16 protein-coding genes are annotated in these 17,758 nt (G+C 61.0%); 9 read left to right on the top strand and 7 right to left on the bottom strand.

Annotated elements, in window-relative coordinates; all coding sequences use genetic code 11:
- Complete coding sequence (gene dnaN / locus J9893_RS10900) at positions 1-1,104, bottom strand: DNA polymerase III subunit beta (protein ID WP_039040646.1); 1,104 nt, start codon at positions 1,102-1,104, stop codon at positions 1-3.
- An 83-nt stretch (positions 1,105-1,187) separates the two neighbouring features.
- Positions 1,188-2,558: a chromosomal replication initiator protein DnaA gene (gene dnaA / locus J9893_RS10895; RefSeq protein WP_039040645.1), complete on the bottom strand. Its 1,371-nt coding sequence runs from the start codon at positions 2,556-2,558 to the stop codon at positions 1,188-1,190.
- 310 nt (positions 2,559-2,868) lie between these two features.
- Between dnaA and J9893_RS10890 the strand changes: the two genes are divergently transcribed.
- From J9893_RS10890 to mnmE, 8 genes are all read left to right on the top strand, one after another.
- Complete coding sequence (locus tag J9893_RS10890) at positions 2,869-3,627, top strand: amino acid ABC transporter substrate-binding protein (protein WP_010672284.1); 759 nt, start codon at positions 2,869-2,871, stop codon at positions 3,625-3,627.
- A complete protein-coding gene (locus J9893_RS10885; RefSeq protein ID WP_010672283.1) occupies positions 3,628-4,296 on the top strand; it encodes an amino acid ABC transporter permease in 669 nt (222 codons plus the stop codon).
- A 12-nt stretch (positions 4,297-4,308) separates the two neighbouring features.
- Positions 4,309-5,043, top strand: coding sequence for an amino acid ABC transporter ATP-binding protein (locus tag J9893_RS10880; protein ID WP_210600350.1), 735 nt, complete (start codon positions 4,309-4,311; stop codon positions 5,041-5,043).
- A gap of 269 nt (positions 5,044-5,312) precedes the next feature.
- Positions 5,313-5,447 carry a 50S ribosomal protein L34 gene (rpmH, locus tag J9893_RS10875; protein WP_005307156.1) on the top strand — a complete coding sequence of 45 codons (135 nt, stop codon included), beginning with the start codon at positions 5,313-5,315 and terminating at the stop codon, positions 5,445-5,447.
- Positions 5,447-5,806, top strand: coding sequence for a ribonuclease P protein component (gene rnpA, locus J9893_RS10870; RefSeq protein ID WP_010672281.1), 360 nt, complete (start codon positions 5,447-5,449; stop codon positions 5,804-5,806). Before rpmH ends, rnpA begins: the two co-directional genes overlap by 1 nt.
- Positions 5,773-6,021, top strand: a complete 249-nt coding sequence (gene yidD, locus J9893_RS10865) for a membrane protein insertion efficiency factor YidD (RefSeq protein ID WP_010672280.1) — start codon at positions 5,773-5,775, stop codon at positions 6,019-6,021. The genes rnpA and yidD overlap by 34 nt, the downstream gene beginning before the upstream one ends.
- Positions 6,022-6,026: 5 nt before the next feature.
- On the top strand, positions 6,027-7,673 hold the full coding sequence (gene yidC / locus J9893_RS10860) for a membrane protein insertase YidC (RefSeq protein ID WP_010672279.1): 1,647 nt from the start codon (positions 6,027-6,029) through the stop codon (positions 7,671-7,673).
- Between the two features lie 109 nt (positions 7,674-7,782).
- Complete coding sequence (gene mnmE, locus J9893_RS10855; protein ID WP_043153777.1) at positions 7,783-9,144, top strand: tRNA uridine-5-carboxymethylaminomethyl(34) synthesis GTPase MnmE; 1,362 nt, start codon at positions 7,783-7,785, stop codon at positions 9,142-9,144.
- A 70-nt stretch (positions 9,145-9,214) separates the two neighbouring features.
- On the opposite strand, the gene fhuB is transcribed toward mnmE, so the two are convergent.
- Genes fhuB through J9893_RS10830 form a run of 5 tightly spaced genes read right to left on the bottom strand, consistent with a single transcriptional unit; the run spans position 9,215 to position 16,745 of the window.
- A complete protein-coding gene (gene fhuB, locus J9893_RS10850; protein WP_210600352.1) occupies positions 9,215-11,197 on the bottom strand; it encodes a Fe(3+)-hydroxamate ABC transporter permease FhuB in 1,983 nt (660 codons plus the stop codon).
- Positions 11,194-12,087, bottom strand: coding sequence for an ABC transporter substrate-binding protein (locus J9893_RS10845; protein WP_199769712.1), 894 nt, complete (start codon positions 12,085-12,087; stop codon positions 11,194-11,196). Before J9893_RS10845 ends, fhuB begins: the two co-directional genes overlap by 4 nt.
- Positions 12,088-12,118: 31 nt before the next feature.
- Entirely contained in the window at positions 12,119-12,883 is a 765-nt protein-coding gene (locus J9893_RS10840) for an ATP-binding cassette domain-containing protein (RefSeq protein ID WP_010672275.1), read from the bottom strand.
- Positions 12,884-12,929: 46 nt separating this feature from the next.
- Positions 12,930-14,576 (bottom strand): multidrug ABC transporter permease/ATP-binding protein, encoded by a 1,647-nt coding sequence (locus J9893_RS10835; protein WP_210600354.1) that lies wholly within the window; start codon positions 14,574-14,576, stop codon positions 12,930-12,932.
- Positions 14,577-14,636: 60 nt separating this feature from the next.
- Positions 14,637-16,745, bottom strand: coding sequence for a TonB-dependent siderophore receptor (locus J9893_RS10830; RefSeq protein ID WP_210600356.1), 2,109 nt, complete (start codon positions 16,743-16,745; stop codon positions 14,637-14,639).
- A gap of 371 nt (positions 16,746-17,116) precedes the next feature.
- Between J9893_RS10830 and mioC the strand changes: the two genes are divergently transcribed.
- Complete coding sequence (mioC, locus tag J9893_RS10825) at positions 17,117-17,566, top strand: FMN-binding protein MioC (RefSeq protein WP_210556803.1); 450 nt, start codon at positions 17,117-17,119, stop codon at positions 17,564-17,566.
- The last annotated feature ends 192 nt before the right edge of the window (positions 17,567-17,758 follow it).

The raw sequence follows: 17,758 nt of genomic DNA, 5'->3' as shown, positions 1-17,758 counted from the left end.
CTAGATCCGCATCGGCATCACCACATACTGGGCATCTTGGTTCTCAAAATCCTCAATAATGGCGCTGCTGATGGAATCGCTCAGGCTGATCCGGATTTGGTCACATTTTAACGTATTCAACACGTCCAGCACATAGGAGACGTTGAAGCCGATCTCCATCTCGCCAGCGGCGTATTGTACGTCAAGCAGCTCTTCGGCTTCTTCCTGTTCCGGGTTGTTGGCGGTGATGCGCAGCAGGTTTTCCTGCAGATTGAGACGCACCCCACGGAATTTCTCGTTGGAGAGGATGGCGGCACGGGCAAAAGCCTGGCGCAGATCCTCGCGACCGGCGATCAGGGCCTTGTCGCTCCCTCTCGGGATGACGCGGCGCCAGTCCGGGAAACGGCCATCCACCAGCTTGGAGGTGAAAATGAAGCCATCCAGGGCAGCGCGCAGATTGCTGCGGCCCACTTGCAGCCGTACCGGCTTGTCTTCCGCTTCCAGCAGGCGCACCAGCTCCAGCACCCCTTTGCGCGGCAGGATGACCTGATGATCGGGCAACGATTCCCCCACCACCTCGCGGCGGCAGGTGGCCAGCCGGTGACCGTCCGTCGCCACGGTACGCAGGCCGTGTCCTTCGCTCTCGAACAGCATGCCGTTCAGGTAGTAGCGCACGTCCTGGCTCGCCATGGAGAACTGGGTCGCGTCGATGAGTTTTTTCAGCTCCAGCTGGCTGATATCGAACTCGAGCACGGATTCCCAATCCTCGATGTTCGGGTATTCGGTCGCCGGCAGGGTCGACAGGTTGAAGCGGGAGCGGCCGGAACGGATGATGAGGCGCTCTCCCTCGGTGCTGAGACGGATCTCCGCCCCCTCCGGCAGACCGCGACAGATGTCCAGCAGCTTGCGCGCCGGCACTGTGGTGCGGCCATCCTGGCTGTCGCTGTTGAGATAGACCTGTCCGATCATCTCCACCTCGAGATCGGTCCCGGTCAGCGACAGCAGGCCATTGCTGACATCGAGCAGGACGTTGCCGAGGATGGGCAGGGTCGGCCGGCCACCCAGGGCACCGGACACCAGTTGCAGGGGACGTAACAGGGCCTCACGGCTAATTTCGAGCTGCATCTGTGCTCTCCGTTGTTATTGGGAGGAAAGGATTCGGATCAGGCTGGAACATGCAATCTGCATCTGTGCACTCCGTTCCGTTATCAGGAAGAAAGGGTACGGATCAGGTTGGAATAATCTTCCTTGATGTCGTGACTCTCTTCCTTCAGCTGCTCGATCTTGCGGCAGGCATGAAGAACCGTGGTGTGGTCACGACCACCAAAGGCATCCCCTATCTCAGGCAAGCTGTGGTTGGTCAGCTCCTTGGCCAGCGCCATCGCCAGCTGGCGCGGGCGGGCAACGGAACGGGAGCGACGCTTGGAGAGCAGATCCGCCAGCTTGATCTTGTAATACTCCGCCACCGTCTTCTGGATGTTGTCGATGGTGACCAGCTTCTCCTGCAAGGCCAGCAGATCGCGCAGCGCCTCGCGCACGAAGTCGATGTTGATGGCGCGGCCGGTGAAGTTGGCGTTGGCGATCACCCGGTTGAGGGCGCCTTCCAGTTCACGGACGTTGGAGCGAAGCCGCTTGGCGATGAAGAAGGCCACTTCGTCCGGCAGGTGGATCTGGTTCTCGTCCGCCTTGCGCATCAGGATGGCAACCCGGGTCTCCAGCTCCGGCGGCTCGATCGCCACCGTCAGGCCCCAGCCGAAGCGGGACTTGAGACGATCTTCCACCCCGTTGATCTCTTTCGGATAGCGGTCCGAGGTCAGAATGATCTGCTGGTTTCCTTCAAGCAGGGCGTTGAAGGTGTGGAAGAACTCCTCCTGGGAGCGCTCCTTGTTGGCGAAGAACTGGATGTCATCGATGAGCAGGGCATCGACGCTACGGTAATAACGCTTGAACTCTTCAATGGCGTTATTCTGCAACGCCTTCACCATGTCCTGCACGAACCGTTCGGAGTGCATGTAGATGACTTTGGCGTCTTTCTTGCGATCCTTGATGGCATTGCCAACGGCGTGCAGCAGGTGGGTCTTGCCAAGGCCAGTGCCGCCATAAAGGAACAGCGGGTTGTAAGCACCACCCGGATTGTCGGCCACCTGACGGGCGGCCGCACGGGCCAGCTGGTTGGACTTACCCTCGACGAAATTCTCGAAGGTATAGTTCACGTTGGTGTTGCTCTTGTGGTTTGGCTCGGGCTTGTTTTCGGCCTTGTTTTCCCAGCTCTTGGGAGAGTTATTCACAGGATCGACACCACGGGCCGGCGCCCTGGCGACCGCGACGGGATGAGGGCGATTGCCGATATCAAAACGCAGGGTGGGAGCGTCGGCTCCGCACAGCTCGTTGATGATGCCGTTGACCCGGAGCAGGTACTTGTCGCGTACCCAGTCCAGAACAAAGCGGTTCGGTGCATACAGGGTCAGAGTATTGTCACTCAACTCCGCTTGAAGCGGCCGGATCCACATGCTGAATTCTGCCGAGGGCAACTCATCTTGCAGCCGGTTAAGGCACTGCTGCCATAGCGAAGCAGTCACTCTAGACTCCCGTCAATTGATTAAGTAAAGACCGGCTATTCTACGTTTTTAGTGGCCGGATCTCCAGTTGCTGCCGCACGGATCCAGCAAATAAGATCCTTGACTTTCAAGGATCCAACGCCCCAGGATCCCATTTCATCCCCAAAGTTACCCACAGCCGGATATCGGCAATGTGGACAGAATGGCGCGCTGCGACCATAGTTATTTTATATAACCAAATATCATTTATTTTTTATATTTTATTCCAATAACATCAGCGCCAACCCGTGATTACAACTAAAAATACAGCACTACAGAGAGAGGAATCCCCATGAAAACTACCATCAAACTGATTTCCGGCGCCGCCATTCTGCTGGCCAGCCTGTCCGGCCAGGCCATCGCCCAGGAAACCATCAAGGTCGGCATGTCCGGCAAATACTTCCCGTTCACCTTCGTCAAGCAGGACAAGCTGCAGGGCTTCGAGGTGGACATGTGGAACCAGATCGGTGAGCGCACCGGCTACAAGGTCGAGTTCGTGACCGCCAGCTTCTCCGGCCTGTTCGGCATGCTGGAAACCGGCCGCGTTGACACCATCTCCAACCAGATCACCATCACCGACGAGCGCAAGGCCAAGTACGCCTTCTCCCAGCCCTATGTCTATGACGGTGCCCAGATCGTGGTCCGCAAGGGCAACAACACCATCCACGGCATCAAGGACCTGGAAGGCAAGAAGGTCGCCGTCAACCTGGGCTCCAACTTCGAAGAGCTGCTGCGCAAGAACGACCCCAACAAGAAGATCGATATCCGTACCTATGACTCCGCCTTCGAGCAGGATGTCGCCCTGGGCCGCATCGACGCCTTCGTGATGGACCGCGTCTCCACCGCCCAGCTGATCAAGGAATCCAAGCTGCCGCTGCAACAGGCCGGTGCACCGTTCGAAACCATCGAGAACGCCCTGCCCTTCCTGAAGACCCCGGAGAAGCAGGCCGTGCTGAAGAAGGTTGACGATGCCCTCACCGCCATGCGCAAAGACGGCACCCTGACCAAAATCTCCGAAAAATGGTTCGCAGCGGACATCACCAGCAAATAAATGATGGAATTTGACCTCGAGTACACGCTAGGGCTGTTTCCCATCCTGCTCAAATACCTGGGCACCACGATGGAAATGGCCCTGTGGGGATTCGTATTGGCACTCGTACTGTCGCTGATCCTGGCGATAGTACGGGTGTTTCGCGTTCCCGCACTTCACTGGCTGGCGATGCTGTATATCTCGTTCTTCCGGGGTACACCGCTGCTCGTCCAGCTGTTCCTGCTCTATTACGGGCTGCCGCAGCTCTTCCCCATCTTCGTGGGGATGGATGCCTTTACCGCCGCCATCATCGGCCTGACCCTGCACTTCGCCGCCTACATGGCCGAGTCGATCCGGGCAGCCATTCTCGGCATCCACAAGAGCCAGATGGAAGCCGCCCTCAGCATCGGCATGAGTCGGCTGCAGGCGATGCAGCGGATCATCCTACCCCAGGCGGCCCGCATCGCGACACCATCGCTGATGAACTACTTCATCGACATGATCAAGAGCACCTCCCTGGCGTTTACCCTGGGTGTGGCGGAGATCATGGGCAAGGCCCAGATGGAAGCGGCCTCCTCCTTCAAGTTCTTCGAGAGCTTCATGGCGGTGGCGCTGATCTACTGGGTGGTGGTCATCTTCTTCACCCGCTTGCAGCATCTGCTGGAAGTGCGGCTGAACCGTGCTTATTAAAGGAGGCCTGTCATGATCAACCTAACGGGTCTCTCCAAGGCCTATGACGGAAATCAGGTGCTCAACGGCATCGATCTTGAGGTAAAGAAGGGGGAGATTGTCGTCATCATCGGCCCCTCCGGTACCGGCAAGTCGACTCTGCTGCGCTGCCTCAACCTGCTGGAAACCCCGGATGCAGGCCGGCTTGTCATCGATGACCTCGCCGTGGATCTGGCCAAGACCAGCGACCAGCAGGCCATCGAACTGCGCAAACGCGTCTCTTTCGTGTTCCAGAACTACGCCCTGTTCGCCAACAAGACGGCGCTGGACAACATCGCCGAGGGGCTGATCACCGTCTGGAAACAGCCGAAGGCGGAGGCTCGTGCCACTGCCCTGGGCATCCTCAAGGACATCGGCCTCGCCGAGAAACAGGATGCCTACCCGGCCTCCCTCTCCGGCGGCCAGCAACAGCGCGTCGGCATCGGCCGGGCCATGGCGGCCCACTCCAAGGTGATCCTGTTTGACGAGCCCACCTCCGCCCTCGATCCCGAGTGGGTCGACGAGGTGCTGGGCCTGATGAAGCAGCTCGCCCGCCAGCACCAGACCATGGTGGTGGTGACCCACGAGATCGAGTTTGCCCGTGATGTCGCCGATCGGGTGATCTTCATGGAAGGAGGCCGGATCGTGGAGCAGGGCCCGCCGGATCAGATATTGGTCGATCCGCAGGATCCCCGTACCCGGGAGTTCCTGCGCAAAGTACTTAAATAGCTCTCTCTTTGGCGGCCTGGCCGCCTTTTTTCTTGAGGGATCCTTGTTTAACCCCGGGTTGCCAGTATAATTCGGGGCCCTTGATCCTCCGGATCCTGCCAGATTATCCCGCTCGGTCGACGAACGGGGCGAGATGGAAAGGAACGGCGGATTGACGAGAAGCTGAACTCTGTTTAGAATTCGGCCTCTTTTGCTAGTCGTCACACGCTATAGCTGGCGCGTCGGCTAAGTGTGACAATCAAAACTGTACAGAAATACGGAATCGAATCATGAAACGTACTTTTCAACCGTCCAACCTGAAGCGCAAGCGCTCTCACGGTTTCCGCGCTCGCATGGCTACTGCCAACGGCCGCAAAGTTCTGGCCGCTCGTCGTGCCAAGGGTCGTGCCCGCCTGGTAGTCTAATGCCTACCCAGCACACCTTCTCTCGGGAGTTACGTCTGTTAACTCCCGAACACTTCAAACGCGTTTTCGCCGAGCCTGTCCGGGCCGCTTCTCCGCAAATTACGCTTCTTGCTTGCCCCAACTCCCTCGAACACCCCCGTCTTGGCCTCGCCGTGCCCAAAAAGGCGCTCAAGCGTGCCGTCTGGCGCAACCGTGTAAAACGAGTGGTTCGGGAAAGTTTTCGCCTCAATCAAGCCAATCTGCCCGCTATCGACATCGTCGTGATCGCCAAGGGTGGCGTGAAGGAGATGGACAACGAAGCGCTGTTCAAGTTACTGGAAAAGCTATGGCGCACTCTGTCACGCCGTTGCAATGGGTAGCAATCAAACTGATACGCCTGTATCAGCTAATCATTAGTCCCCTGCTCGGGCCGCGCTGCCGTTTCACCCCGACTTGTTCCCAATTTGCGATAGAAGCAATCCGACTTCACGGTTTCATAAAAGGCGTTTGGTTAGCCAGCAAACGTCTATTAAAATGCCATCCCTTATCCGAGGGTGGTTATGACCCGGTTCCGCAACCAAAGCGAAGAAACTGAAGACTATGGAATCACAACGCAATTTACTCCTGATCGGTTTGCTGTTCGTGAGCTTCTTGCTCTGGCAACAGTGGGAGTCCGACAAGGCTCCGAAGCCGGCCCCGACTACCGTGGCCCAAACCGAACATTTCGTACCTGAAGCCGGTCAGACCGGTGATATTCCTCAGGTTTCCGAGCAAGCAAATGGTAACGCCGCGCGCAAGCTGATCACCGTCTCCTCCGACGTGCTCAAATTGACCCTGGACACCCAGGGCGGTGACATCGTATCTGCCGAACTGCTGGCTCACAAGCTGGAAGAAGGCAAGGAACAGCCGTTCACCCTGCTGACCAGCCAACCTGCCCACCTCTATGTGGCCCAGAGCGGTCTGGTCGGTCGCAATGGTCCGGACAGCCAGGCCCAGGGTCGTCCCACCTATGAAGCCGCCCAGACCAGCTATCAGCTGGCCGATGGTCAGGATCAAGTCGTCGTTCCGATGACCTGGACCGACAGCAAGGGTGTGGTCTTCACCAAGGAGTTCGTGCTCAAGCGCGGTGATTACGCCGTGGGCGTCGACTACAAGATCGACAACAAGTCTGCCGAGCCGGTCCAGGTACAGTTCTACGGTCAGCTGAAGCAGACCATGACCACGCCGAAGGATCAGGAAGGTCATGCCATGGTGGCCAGTGCATACCGTGGTGGTGCCTTCTCCAGCGAAGACTCCCGCTACAAGAAGTACACCTTCGACGAGATGAAGGATGCCGACCTGAACAAGACCACCCAGGGTGGTTGGGTCGCCATGCTGCAGCACTACTTCGTCTCTGCCTGGGCCCCGAATGCCAACGACACCAACAGCTTCTACAGCCGCGTGATCCCGGGCAAGGACCAGGCCATCATCGGCTACAAGGCGCCGCTGGTTGACGTCGCTGCCGGCCAGCAGGCCGAAGTGAGCGGCAAGCTGTGGATCGGTCCCAAGCTGCAGGATCAGATGGCCAAGGTGGCAAACCACTTGGATCTGACCGTCGACTACGGCTGGCTCTGGTTCATCGCCCAACCGCTGCACTGGCTGCTGACCGTGTTCCACGGTTTCGTCCAGAACTGGGGTCTGGCCATTATCATGCTGACCCTGCTGGTGCGCGGCATCATGTTCCCGCTGACCAAGGCCCAGTACACCTCCATGGCCAAGATGCGCATGCTCCAGCCCAAGCTGGCTGCGCTCAAGGAACGCTTCGGTGACGATCGCCAGAAGATGTCCCAGGGCATGATGGAGCTGTACAAGAAGGAGAAGGTCAACCCGCTGGGCGGCTGCCTGCCCATCCTGGTACAGATGCCCATCTTCATCGCCCTCTACTGGGCACTGATGGAGTCTGTCGAGCTGCGCCACGCGCCGTTCGCCCTGTGGATCACCGACCTGTCGGTGAAGGACCCCTTCTTCGTGCTGCCAATCCTCATGGGTGCCTCCATGTGGTATCTGCAGAAGATGAGCCCGACCACCATCACGGACCCGATGCAGCAGAAGGTGATGCAGTTCATGCCGATCATCTTCACCTTCATGTTCCTCTGGTTCCCGGCAGGTCTGACTCTGTACTGGCTGGTGAGCAACGTCATCTCCATCATCCAGCAGACCATCATCTATCGTCAGCTGGAGAAGAAAGGCCTGCACTCACGCAACTGATGCGCAGCCCATCTTTCCTGATGACAAAAGAGGCGGCCTTCGGGCCGCCTTTTTTATTACAATGTCCCCCACCCTCTTACTCATTCAGCCAACCAGCGAGTCAAGCAAGATGACAACAGATACCATCGTGGCCCAGGCCACCGCCCCCGGCCGTGGCGGCGTCGGCATAGTCCGCGTCTCCGGCCCTGCCGCCGAGCGGGTCGCCGAGATAGTGCTCGGCAAGCTCCCCAGGGTGCGTTATGCCGAATATCTGCCGTTCAGGGACGAGCAGGGCCAGGCGCTGGATCAGGGCATCGCCCTGCTGTTCAAGGCCCCCAACAGCTTCACTGGCGAAGACGTGCTGGAGCTGCAGGGCCATGGCGGCCCCGTCATTCTCGACATGCTGATCCGCCGCATCCTGCAGATCGACGGCATCCGCCCCGCCCGCCCGGGCGAGTTCAGCGAGCGCGCCTTCCTCAACGACAAGCTGGATCTGGCCCAGGCCGAGGCCATCGCCGATCTCATCGAAGCCTCCAGCGAGCAGGCCGCCCGCAGCGCCATGCACTCCCTGCAGGGGCAGTTCTCCGGCAAGGTGCAACAGCTGGTGGAGAGCCTCACCCGGCTGCGCATCTATGTGGAAGCGGCCATCGACTTCCCGGATGAAGAGATCGACTTTCTCTCCGACGGCAAGGTGGCGGGTGACCTCTACGCCATCATGTCCGAGCTGGACGACGTGCGCAGCGAGGCCAAGCAGGGTGCCCTGCTGCGAGAGGGGATGAAGGTGGTGATCGCCGGTCGTCCCAACGCCGGCAAATCGAGCCTGCTCAACGCCCTCGCAGGCCGCGAGTCCGCCATCGTCACCGAGATCGCCGGTACCACCCGCGACGTGCTGCGCGAGCACATCCATCTGGATGGCATGCCGCTGCACATCATCGACACCGCGGGCCTGCGCGATACCCAGGACAAGGTGGAACAGATCGGCATCGAGCGCGCCTGGGCCGAGATCGAACAGGCCGACCGGGTGCTGTTTATGGTGGACGGCACCACCACGGATGCCGTCGACCCCCACGACATCTGGCCGGAATTCGTTGATCGGTTGCCAAAAAACATCGGCCTCACCGTGGTGCGCAACAAGGCGGACCTGACCGGCGAGGATCTGGCACCGAGCCAGGAGCAGGGCCATGCCGTCTATCGCATCTCCGCCAAGACCGAGCTGGGGCTGCCCGCACTGCGCGAGCACCTCAAGGCCTGCATGGGCTTCCAGGGCAACACCGAAGGGGGCTTCATGGCCCGCCGCCGCCACCTAGACGCACTGGAGCGCGCCGCCGAACGGCTGCTGGTAGCCAGGGAGCAGCTTGAGGTCTATGTGGCTGGTGAACTGGTGGCCGAGGAGCTGCGCCTGGCCCAGGAGTCCCTGTCCGAGATCACCGGCGAGTTCAGCTCCGACGATCTGCTGGGCCGCATCTTCTCCAGCTTCTGCATCGGCAAGTAAGTCCGCAGAGCAGGCAATGAAAAGCCCGGGTTCATCCCGGGCTTTTTTTGTGCGCTTTTCATCCATCGACCTAGAGGCGGCGCAGGCACCACATGAAGTAAGCACCCCCTAACAGGGTGGAGACCAGACCGACGGGCACCTCCTGGGGAAAGAGGATCTGCTGGCCGATCCAGTCCGCCGACACCATCAGCAAAGCGCCACAGCCTGCAGCGCCGAGCAGGTGCCAGCGCGCCCTCACCAGCCCCATCAATCTGGCCAGGTGCGGCGCCAGCAGACCAGCAAAGGAGAGCGGGCCTATCACCATGGTGGCACTGGCGGTGAGCACGGCCACCAGCAGCAGGATGGTGAGCTGGGCACGGCCGAGATGGATCCCCAGAGCCGTCGCTACCGCCGGCCCCATGGGCATGAGATCGAGCCAGCGGCTCACCAGCAGGCAGGCTGCCAGCATCAGCAGCGCCAACACCACCAGGGCAAGGGCCACCGGCTGGGTGACGTAATAGGTGGAGCCGGACATCCAGGAGAGCAGTTGCTGCACCCGCAGGTCGCCGTTGGCCAGGGCGATGGCCTGCAACGGCTCGAACAGCGCCGTGATGGCGATGCCAGACAGCAGTATCCGCTCCGGCTGGAAGCCGTTGCGCCGGTTGATAAGCACCAGCAGCAACAGGCAGGCGAAGGCGCCCATCAGCCCCCCCAGCAGCATCATGGGCAGCGGCAAGGCGGGCAGCAACAGGGCCGCTGCAATCACCCCCATGAAGGTGCCACCGCTCACCCCCAGCAGCTCGGGGCTCGCCATGGGGTTGTTGCTGACTCGCTGCAACAGGGTGCCAGCCAGCGCCAGCAACACGCCTGAGGCACCCGCCGCCAGGGTGCGCGGCAAGCGCCACTCCAGCTGGGCCTGCCACCGCAGCCAGCTTGGCCAGCCCCAGCCGCCCATCCCCTGCCCAAACAACAGGGAGGCGATCACCGCCGCAGCCAGCCCCAACACCATCAGACCGACAAGGCGAGTCGGCGCCGGATGGCGGGCCAACAACAGGGAGGAGTTTGCCTTAGGCGCACTCTGCTTGATGCCAAGACGCGGGATCAGCCAGAGCAGCAGCGGCGCCCCCAACAGGGCCGTCATGGCGCCGGTCGGGATCAGCACAGGCCAGAACCGGCTCAGGGTCTGCAGCAGCAGATCGGTGGCCGCCAGCAACAGGGCGCCGAGGATGGGTGCCCACAGCAGCCGCTGGGCCAGTTTTCTGACCCCCAACAACCGCACCATGGCGGGCGCCGCCAGCCCGATAAAACCGATCAGCCCCACCACGCTCACCACGCAGGCGGTGATGAAGACCGCGAGGCCGAGGCCGGCGAATCTCAGGTGCTTGAGAGAGACCCCCAGGCTGCGTGCGCTGGCATCGTCCAGCTCCAGCACTGCCAGCGGGCGCACCAGCACCACCACCAGCATCGCGGCCAGCAGCAACCGTGGCAGCAGATAGCCGACGCCGCTCCAGCTGTTCTGGGCCAGAGATCCGCTCCCCCACACCAGCAACCCTTTGAGCTCCTCCTGGAAGAACAGCAGCAATCCCATGCTGATGGCGGCCAGATAGAGGTTTATCACCAGCCCTGCAAAGACGATGACCACGGGATTGAGCTGGCGGCGCCAGGCCAGGGCGAAGACCAGCCCCATGGCCAGGCTTCCCCCGGCCATGGCGATCCACTCCCGCCCGATCAGCAGCCAGGAGGGGGCGAGCAGGGTCACCATCATCAGCGCCAGCTGGGCGCCGGAGGCCACCCCCAGGGTGGTGGGCGAGGCCAGGGGATTGCGCAGCACCTGCTGCATCAGGGTACCGGCGAGCCCGAGGGCGGCACCGGCCAGCAGGCAGATGGCTAGGCGCGGCAGCCAGCTGAAATGAACCACCGCCTGGCGGGCATCGTCCAGCTCGGGGGAGAACAGGGCCTGCCACCAGAGCGCCCCCGGCAGTTGACGTGCCAGCTCGGCGCAAGCCAGCCCCAGTGTCAGCACCAACAGGCAGAGACCCGGGCGTAGCAGGGGCGAAGAAAGAGAAGAGCTCATTGATTTGATCCCCCGGTTGCTCTGTGGACAGCCTGCTCCCGCAAGGCACCGTCCAGCAGGGTGGCGAAGCGGCGGGCCGCCAATATGCCACCAAAACTCCATGTCGCAGGCAGATGGATCACCGGATTGTTCTGTACCAGCGGGAGATGCTGCCACAATCCAGGCTCCTGAAGTTTTTCACCAACTCCTACGGGCACGGGGTCCACCACCACCAGCCTGGCATCCGGCATCCCGAGAAACTGCTCCAGGCTCGCGACCGAGAATCCCCAGGCATTGGTCTCTCCCTGCCAGGCGTTGCGAAGGCCGAGGCGCTGCATCACTGCCTCGAACAGGCTGCCATGGCCAAACACCCGCACATGGCGCTCATCGATGAATTGCACCACCAGCAAGGGGGGCAGATCGGCGGGCTGCGCCGCCTGCATCTGTGCCAGATCCTGATCCAGCGCGGCGAGCTGGCGTTCGGCCTCCGCCTCTTTGTTGACCAGGGCGGCTATGGTCAGTGTCGCTTCCCGCAGTCGCTGCCACAGATCGGTGCCCGGTTCATACAGGGCGATGGAGTGCACCGGCGCGATGCGGGAGAGGGTCGGCGCCAGGGGGGCCGCCAGCGGCGAGATGAGAACAAGATCCGGTTTGAGCTCCGCCAGCAGTTCCCGGTTGGGTTGGGCACGAAGCCCGATATCGATCACCCCGGCAGGAAGCTGGGGTTCACCGACCCAGGCGCGATAGGGGGCCACATCCCCCACCGCCATCGGTGTCACTCCGAGCGCCAGCAGGGTTTCGGCTATGGTCCAGTCCACGGTGGCGATGCGGGGCGTGGCGCTGGTGGCGGTGACAAGCTGCCCGGCCTCCCCTGCCAGGGGCAGCAGCAGACTGAGCAGACAGGGCGCCATCTTCAATAAACGGTTCAAGAGCGGCCCCCGGTCAGACGATGGCGATGGCGTGGTCATGGGCCGGATGGCGAATGACCTCCATGGGGATGCCATAGATGGCGTTCAGGGTCTCCCCTGTCATGATCTGTTCGGGCTCGCCGTGGGTCAGCAGACGGCCGGAGTGCAGCGCCACCAGCCTATCGCAGAAGCGGGAGGCCATGTTGATGTCGTGAATGACTATGATGACCCCGAGGTTGAGCTGGCGGCTAAGCTGCTTGACGAGCGTGAGCACCTCCACCTGATGGGCCACGTCCAGGGCGGCCAGCGGCTCGTCCAACAGGATGAAACGGCTCTCCTGAGCCAGCAGCATGGCGAGCCAGACTCGCCCCCGCTCACCGCCGGAGAGGGTATCCACCAGCCGATCGGCAAAGCGTTCGGTGTGGGTCAGGGCGATGGCCCGCTCCACCTGACGGTGATCTTCCGCTCCCATCCGGCCCAGCAGTCCGCGCCAGGGGTAGCGCCCCATCTCCACCAGTTCGCGGCCGAGCAGGTTTTCGGCACTCGGCAGGTGCTGGGGCAGATAGGCCACCTGACGGGCAAACTCCCGGTTGCCCCAGGCAGACAACGGCTGGTCATCGAACAGGATCTCCCCGCCGCTGTGGGGTTGCTGGCGCGCCAGCAGCTTGATCAGGGTCGATTTGCCCGACCCGTTGTGGCCGATGAGGCCATAGACCCGACCTTGCTCGAAGCGAAGGCTGGTGGGGTGCAGCAGCGTGCGGTCATTGACCGCGAAGCTGGCGGATTTCATCTCGAACATAAGCAATTCCTGTGCTGGCTTGCTGCCAGTCTCATCGGTGCCAGCATCAGGCCGGCACCTTGCCATCCAGATGGGCGACCGCATCCCGGCTCACCTGCTCGCGCTGCTCGCCGGTCAGTTCGGTGAGGCGGCCCTGGCGCATCTCCAGCAGGCGATCGGCCAGAGAGAAGTAGTGATCGTCGTGGCTGATGGCGATCACCGTCTTGCCCATCTCCTTGAGACGCGGCAACAGCACCTGATAGAAGATGCGGCGGAACTGGGGATCCTGATCCGCAGCCCACTCGTCGAACAGCATCACCTCCCGCTGCTCTGCCAGGGCCAGCAGCAGGGCGACCCGCTTGCGTTGGCCCTGGGAGAGGTCGATATCGGCGATGAAGCCATCCTCGATGGCAAGCTTGCTGCCCATCTGCAACCGCTCAAGCCACTCGGCGACCAACGCCTCTTTCGGCTCGGGCCCCAGCAAATGCTGGAACAGGTGGTAGTCGGTGAAGATGGCGGAGAAGAGCGCCAGATAGCCGTTGCGATCGGTGACCGGCTCCCCATCCAGCAGGATCCGGCCAGAGACCGGTTGATAGAGCCCGGTCAGCAGCATGGCCAGGGTCGACTTGCCGGAGCCATTGCCACCGATGAGGAATATCTGCTCCCCCCGCTCGATCACCAGATTGATGGGGCCCACGGAGAAACCGCCCTCCCCCTGATAGTGAAAGCTCACCTGCTCCAGCTCGATGCGCTGCCAGGGGCGAGGCGCAGGCGGCAACGGGAACGCTTCGTCCGGATCCGCCAGATTGAGGGCAGCTATCTTGTCGAACGCCAGCTGGGCGGCGATCAGGGTCGGCAGGGCTCCGATGCCTTGCAGCAAGGGAGTGCGCAGGAACAACAGGGTCAGGGCGAAGGTGGCAGCCACATTGGTGTTGGCCCAGCCCAGCCCGTTGGCCAGGAAGAAGACCAGGCCGATGGCACCCAGCATCATGATGTTCGACCAGTTCACCGCGCTCAGGTGGTAGGTATCGGCGCGGATGATCTGCTCCCGGTAGTCCCGGGCATTCTGCTCATAGAGCTGGTGGTAGACGAAGTGGGCACGCTCGCGGTTGAGCGCCAGCTCCTTGCTCCCGGCGATGATGGACTGGTAGTTCTGGTAGAGCCTGTCTTCGGCCTGGCGCATGTGCGCCAGGTGGCGATAGACCCGGTTCACCAGCAACCAGCCCACCACCATGGTCACGGTGACCCAGAGGGCGGTAACACCGAGCAAGGCGGGAGAGAGCAGGCCAAGGTAGATGATGGAGCCCAGGGTGAGCACCAGGCCCTGTACCAGCTCCGGCAGGCGCACGAAGGCGATGGTGATCTGACCGATGTCGCTGGAAAGGGAGGCCAGGAGCGGCCCCTGCCCTATTTGACGCAGACGGGCGACGTCGGTATCCAGCAGTTGCTTGAGCAGGCGGCCACGCAACCGGTAGACGAAATGGTGACCCAGGGTGGTCAGGGCCAGTTGGGATCCGAGCGTGATCACCAGCAGCAGCAAGACAAGGCCGACAAGCTGACCCAGGATCGGCAGCGGATCCCCGACTGATTCGATAAGCGATTGATTGATGAAGGCAATGACGCCTATCCCGCTGACAGCACTCAGCAGGCTGAGCAGGGTAATGGCGATGAAGGGCCAACGGTATTGGCGATAAACCAGTGACAAGAGTTCCATGACATGCCTGTAGATGAATGGAAGGAGGGCGGGAGCCTTCGCCCCCGCCCGGCCTGTCGCTTACCAGCGGTAGTTGACGGTGCCGACTATGCTGCGCGGCTCGCCGTAGTAGCAGTAGTAGTCGCAGCTCGCCACATAGGTGTCGTTCAGCAGGTTGTTGACGTTGATCTGGGCACGCCAGTTCTTGGCAAAGTCATACCCGATCATCGCATCCCATACGGTGTGTGCCGGTACCTGGGCGGAACCATAGATGGGGGAGTAGTCCGCATTCACCGCGCCGATGCCGACGCTGGAACCCACATAGCGCACGCCGGAACCCAGCTCAAGACCGGATACCGGGCCCTGCTGCACCTTGTAGTTGCCCCAGAAGGAGGCCTGGTGGCGCGGGATCAGGCTCGCACGACGATCGCCGTTGCCGGTGTCGTTGGTCTTGGCATCGGTATAGGTATAGGCAGCGGTCAGGCGCAACGCCTCGGTGGCCTGCACGCTCCCCTCCAGTTCGACCCCCTGGGAGGTCACTTCACCGGCCTGGGTCTGCTGGCCGGAGCCGGTAGAGACCAGGGAGTTGGTCTGCTCCAGATCGAACAGCGCCAGGTTGATGTAGCCATCGAGGAAGCTGGGTGCGTACTTGACCCCGGTCTCGTATAGCTTGCCTTCCAGCGGCTTGTAGGAGTTGCCGGTGTTGGGGTCTATCCCCGGCAGCACTTCGAAGGATTCCGCATAGGCGAAGTAAGGGGAGAGACCGTTGTCGGCCAGGTACATCAGGCTGCCGGAGAGAGAGAGGTTGTCGTCGTACTGTTTCTCGTTCTTGCTCTTGGCTTCGCTGATGTTGTGGGTTTCCACGTAGTCGAAACGACCGCCCGCGGTCAGCAGCCAGCGATCATCCCAGCGGATCTGGTGCTGGGCATAGAGGCCGCTCTGGCCCTTGGTGCTCTTCTGATGGGTCGCGGTGGATTCATCAAAACCGGGGAAACCGCTGTAATCCGGGTTCATGGTGTTGATGGCGCCCATGCCATAGTTGTCGGCTTCCTGACCTTCATTCACATGGCGCTGCAGATCCACCCCCAGCAGCAGGGTCTGCTCCGTGCTGTCGGTGTTCCAGTAGCCCACCATCTGGTTGTCCATGGTGGCGCTCTTGGTATCCCCATCCCGGTAGACCAGACCGCGGTAGGCGGTGGTGCCTTCATAGGTCGGGAAGATGTAGGTCTGGCGCAGCAGCAGATCGTTGTAGTTGAAGCGAACGTTCTGCTTGAACTCCCAGGTCTGGTTGAGCTGGTGGGCCAGCTCGTACCCGGCGGAGATCTGGGTATTGCGATTGCGATCGTAATCCGGCTGGCTCAGGTTGGTGGAGGGATCGATCTGGCCGCCGGAGGTATTCAGGGTGCCATAGACCGGGAAGAAGCCGTTGGTCGGCACCCCTTCATCGTGCTTGAAGCTGGAGAGCAGTGTCAGCGTGGTGCGATCCGAAATATCCAGGGTCACGCTCGGCGCCAGATAGGAGCGCTCGTTGTAGGTGCCATCCAGCACGCCATCCCGCTCGTTGTAGAGGGCCACCAGACGATAACGGCTGTTGTCGGTAAGGGTGTCGGAGACATCCACCCCGACCTGGCGCAGATCCCGGTTGCCCAGTTGCAGGTTCACCAGTCCCTGCGGGGTAGCGGTCGGACGCTTGCTGATGGTGTTGATGACGCCTCCGGGAGGGGCTTCGCCATACAGAATGGAGGCCGGGCCTTTGAGCACTTCCACGCTCTCAAGGCCGAAGGGCTCCGGGGTCCAGACATAGTAACCGGTGCTGAACAGGCGGTTGCCATCCAGGTAAGAAGCCGCATCGAAGCCGCGCACCTTGAACCAGTCAGCATCCGTGTCCGAACCATAGGACTGGGACAGGACGCCGGAGCGATAGCGCAGGGACTCATCTAGCTTGAGTACGGCGTGCTGGTCCAGCTCTTCGCGATTGACCACGGAGACGGCACGGGGGGTCTCTGCCATGGGGACCTCGACCTTCATGGCGGTCCCGGTCACGACCATGGTTTCACCCGCCTTGGGCAACTCTTTATCCGCCTGTTCCGCCGCCAACACGGGCAGGGACGCCAGCAGACAGGAGAGCGGCAGCAGTTGTGCGCCTCTCTTTCGCATCACGGCATTCGGGGTATTTTTTTGCGCAATCATATAAGTGTCTCAAATATCAATAAGTTATGTTTGATTTCTTATTATGGGTGCCCAATTGGACCGGTCAGCCCGGCGCCTCAGGCGAATAAAGCAGCGCCATGCTACTACAGGTGCCGTGATCGAATCGATTCAATAATTGCTAATCATTTGCATCTGCATTGTTAATTGATGTTTTAAAGTGTCGTTTGACAACGAAATGTGCGATGAGGTCGCAACAGGCGGAAAGAAGGCGCCACGACGGCCACGAGACCGGTTTTGGCTGCAAAAAAGTGGACAGGATCCTTATCCCCAAGCTTTATCCATATTTATCCACATGCTTTGGCGGTAAGATCCCCCCTCTTCACTTTTTCGATGACATCAGGATCCATTCCATGGCCAAACTCAACCTCGTCGTCGGCTCCATGCTGGGGGCCTCCGAATATGTCGCAGATCATGTGGTCGGCCTGCTTGAACAGGCGGGCCACCAGGCGGAGATCCACAACCCCGCCAGCCTGGCCAGGATCCTGACCGAGCCAGGAGCCATCGTGCTGGTGGTCACTTCCACCCATGGTGCGGGGGATGTACCCGACAATCTGCAGCCCTTTGCCCAGGATCTTGCCGAACAGAAGCCGGATCTCGCCGCCTTCAAGTACGGAGTGATCGCCCTGGGGGATCGCAGCTATGACACCTTCTGCCAGGGCGGCAAGACGCTGGATCGGCTGCTGGCAGAGTGCGGGGCAAACCGGATCGGGGAGCGTCTGGAGATAGACGTCACCCAGCACGAGATCCCGGAAGATGCCGCAGAAACCTGGATCCACGACTGGATGACCTTGATCGGCTGATCAGGGCCAGGGAGATCCGGTCACGACCCCCGATCTCCCTGGTTATCCCCAGATCCCTATCCACCAGGTTATTAACAGGGGGATCCGGATAAGTTTTTCCCGATTATTCCCCACATAAGCCAAGATAACTGTGCATAACTTCGGTACCAAGCTCTGTAAAACCTATAGTTATTCATGTATTAGATCTTGCCA

The organism is Aeromonas sp. MaB10011B (genome assembly GCF_017939325.1).
In the GTDB taxonomy this organism is placed as follows: Bacteria; Pseudomonadota; Gammaproteobacteria; order Enterobacterales; family Aeromonadaceae; genus Aeromonas; species Aeromonas caviae.
Note: the sequence above shows the minus strand (reverse complement) of the source record. Positions and strands in the feature narration are given on the sequence as shown.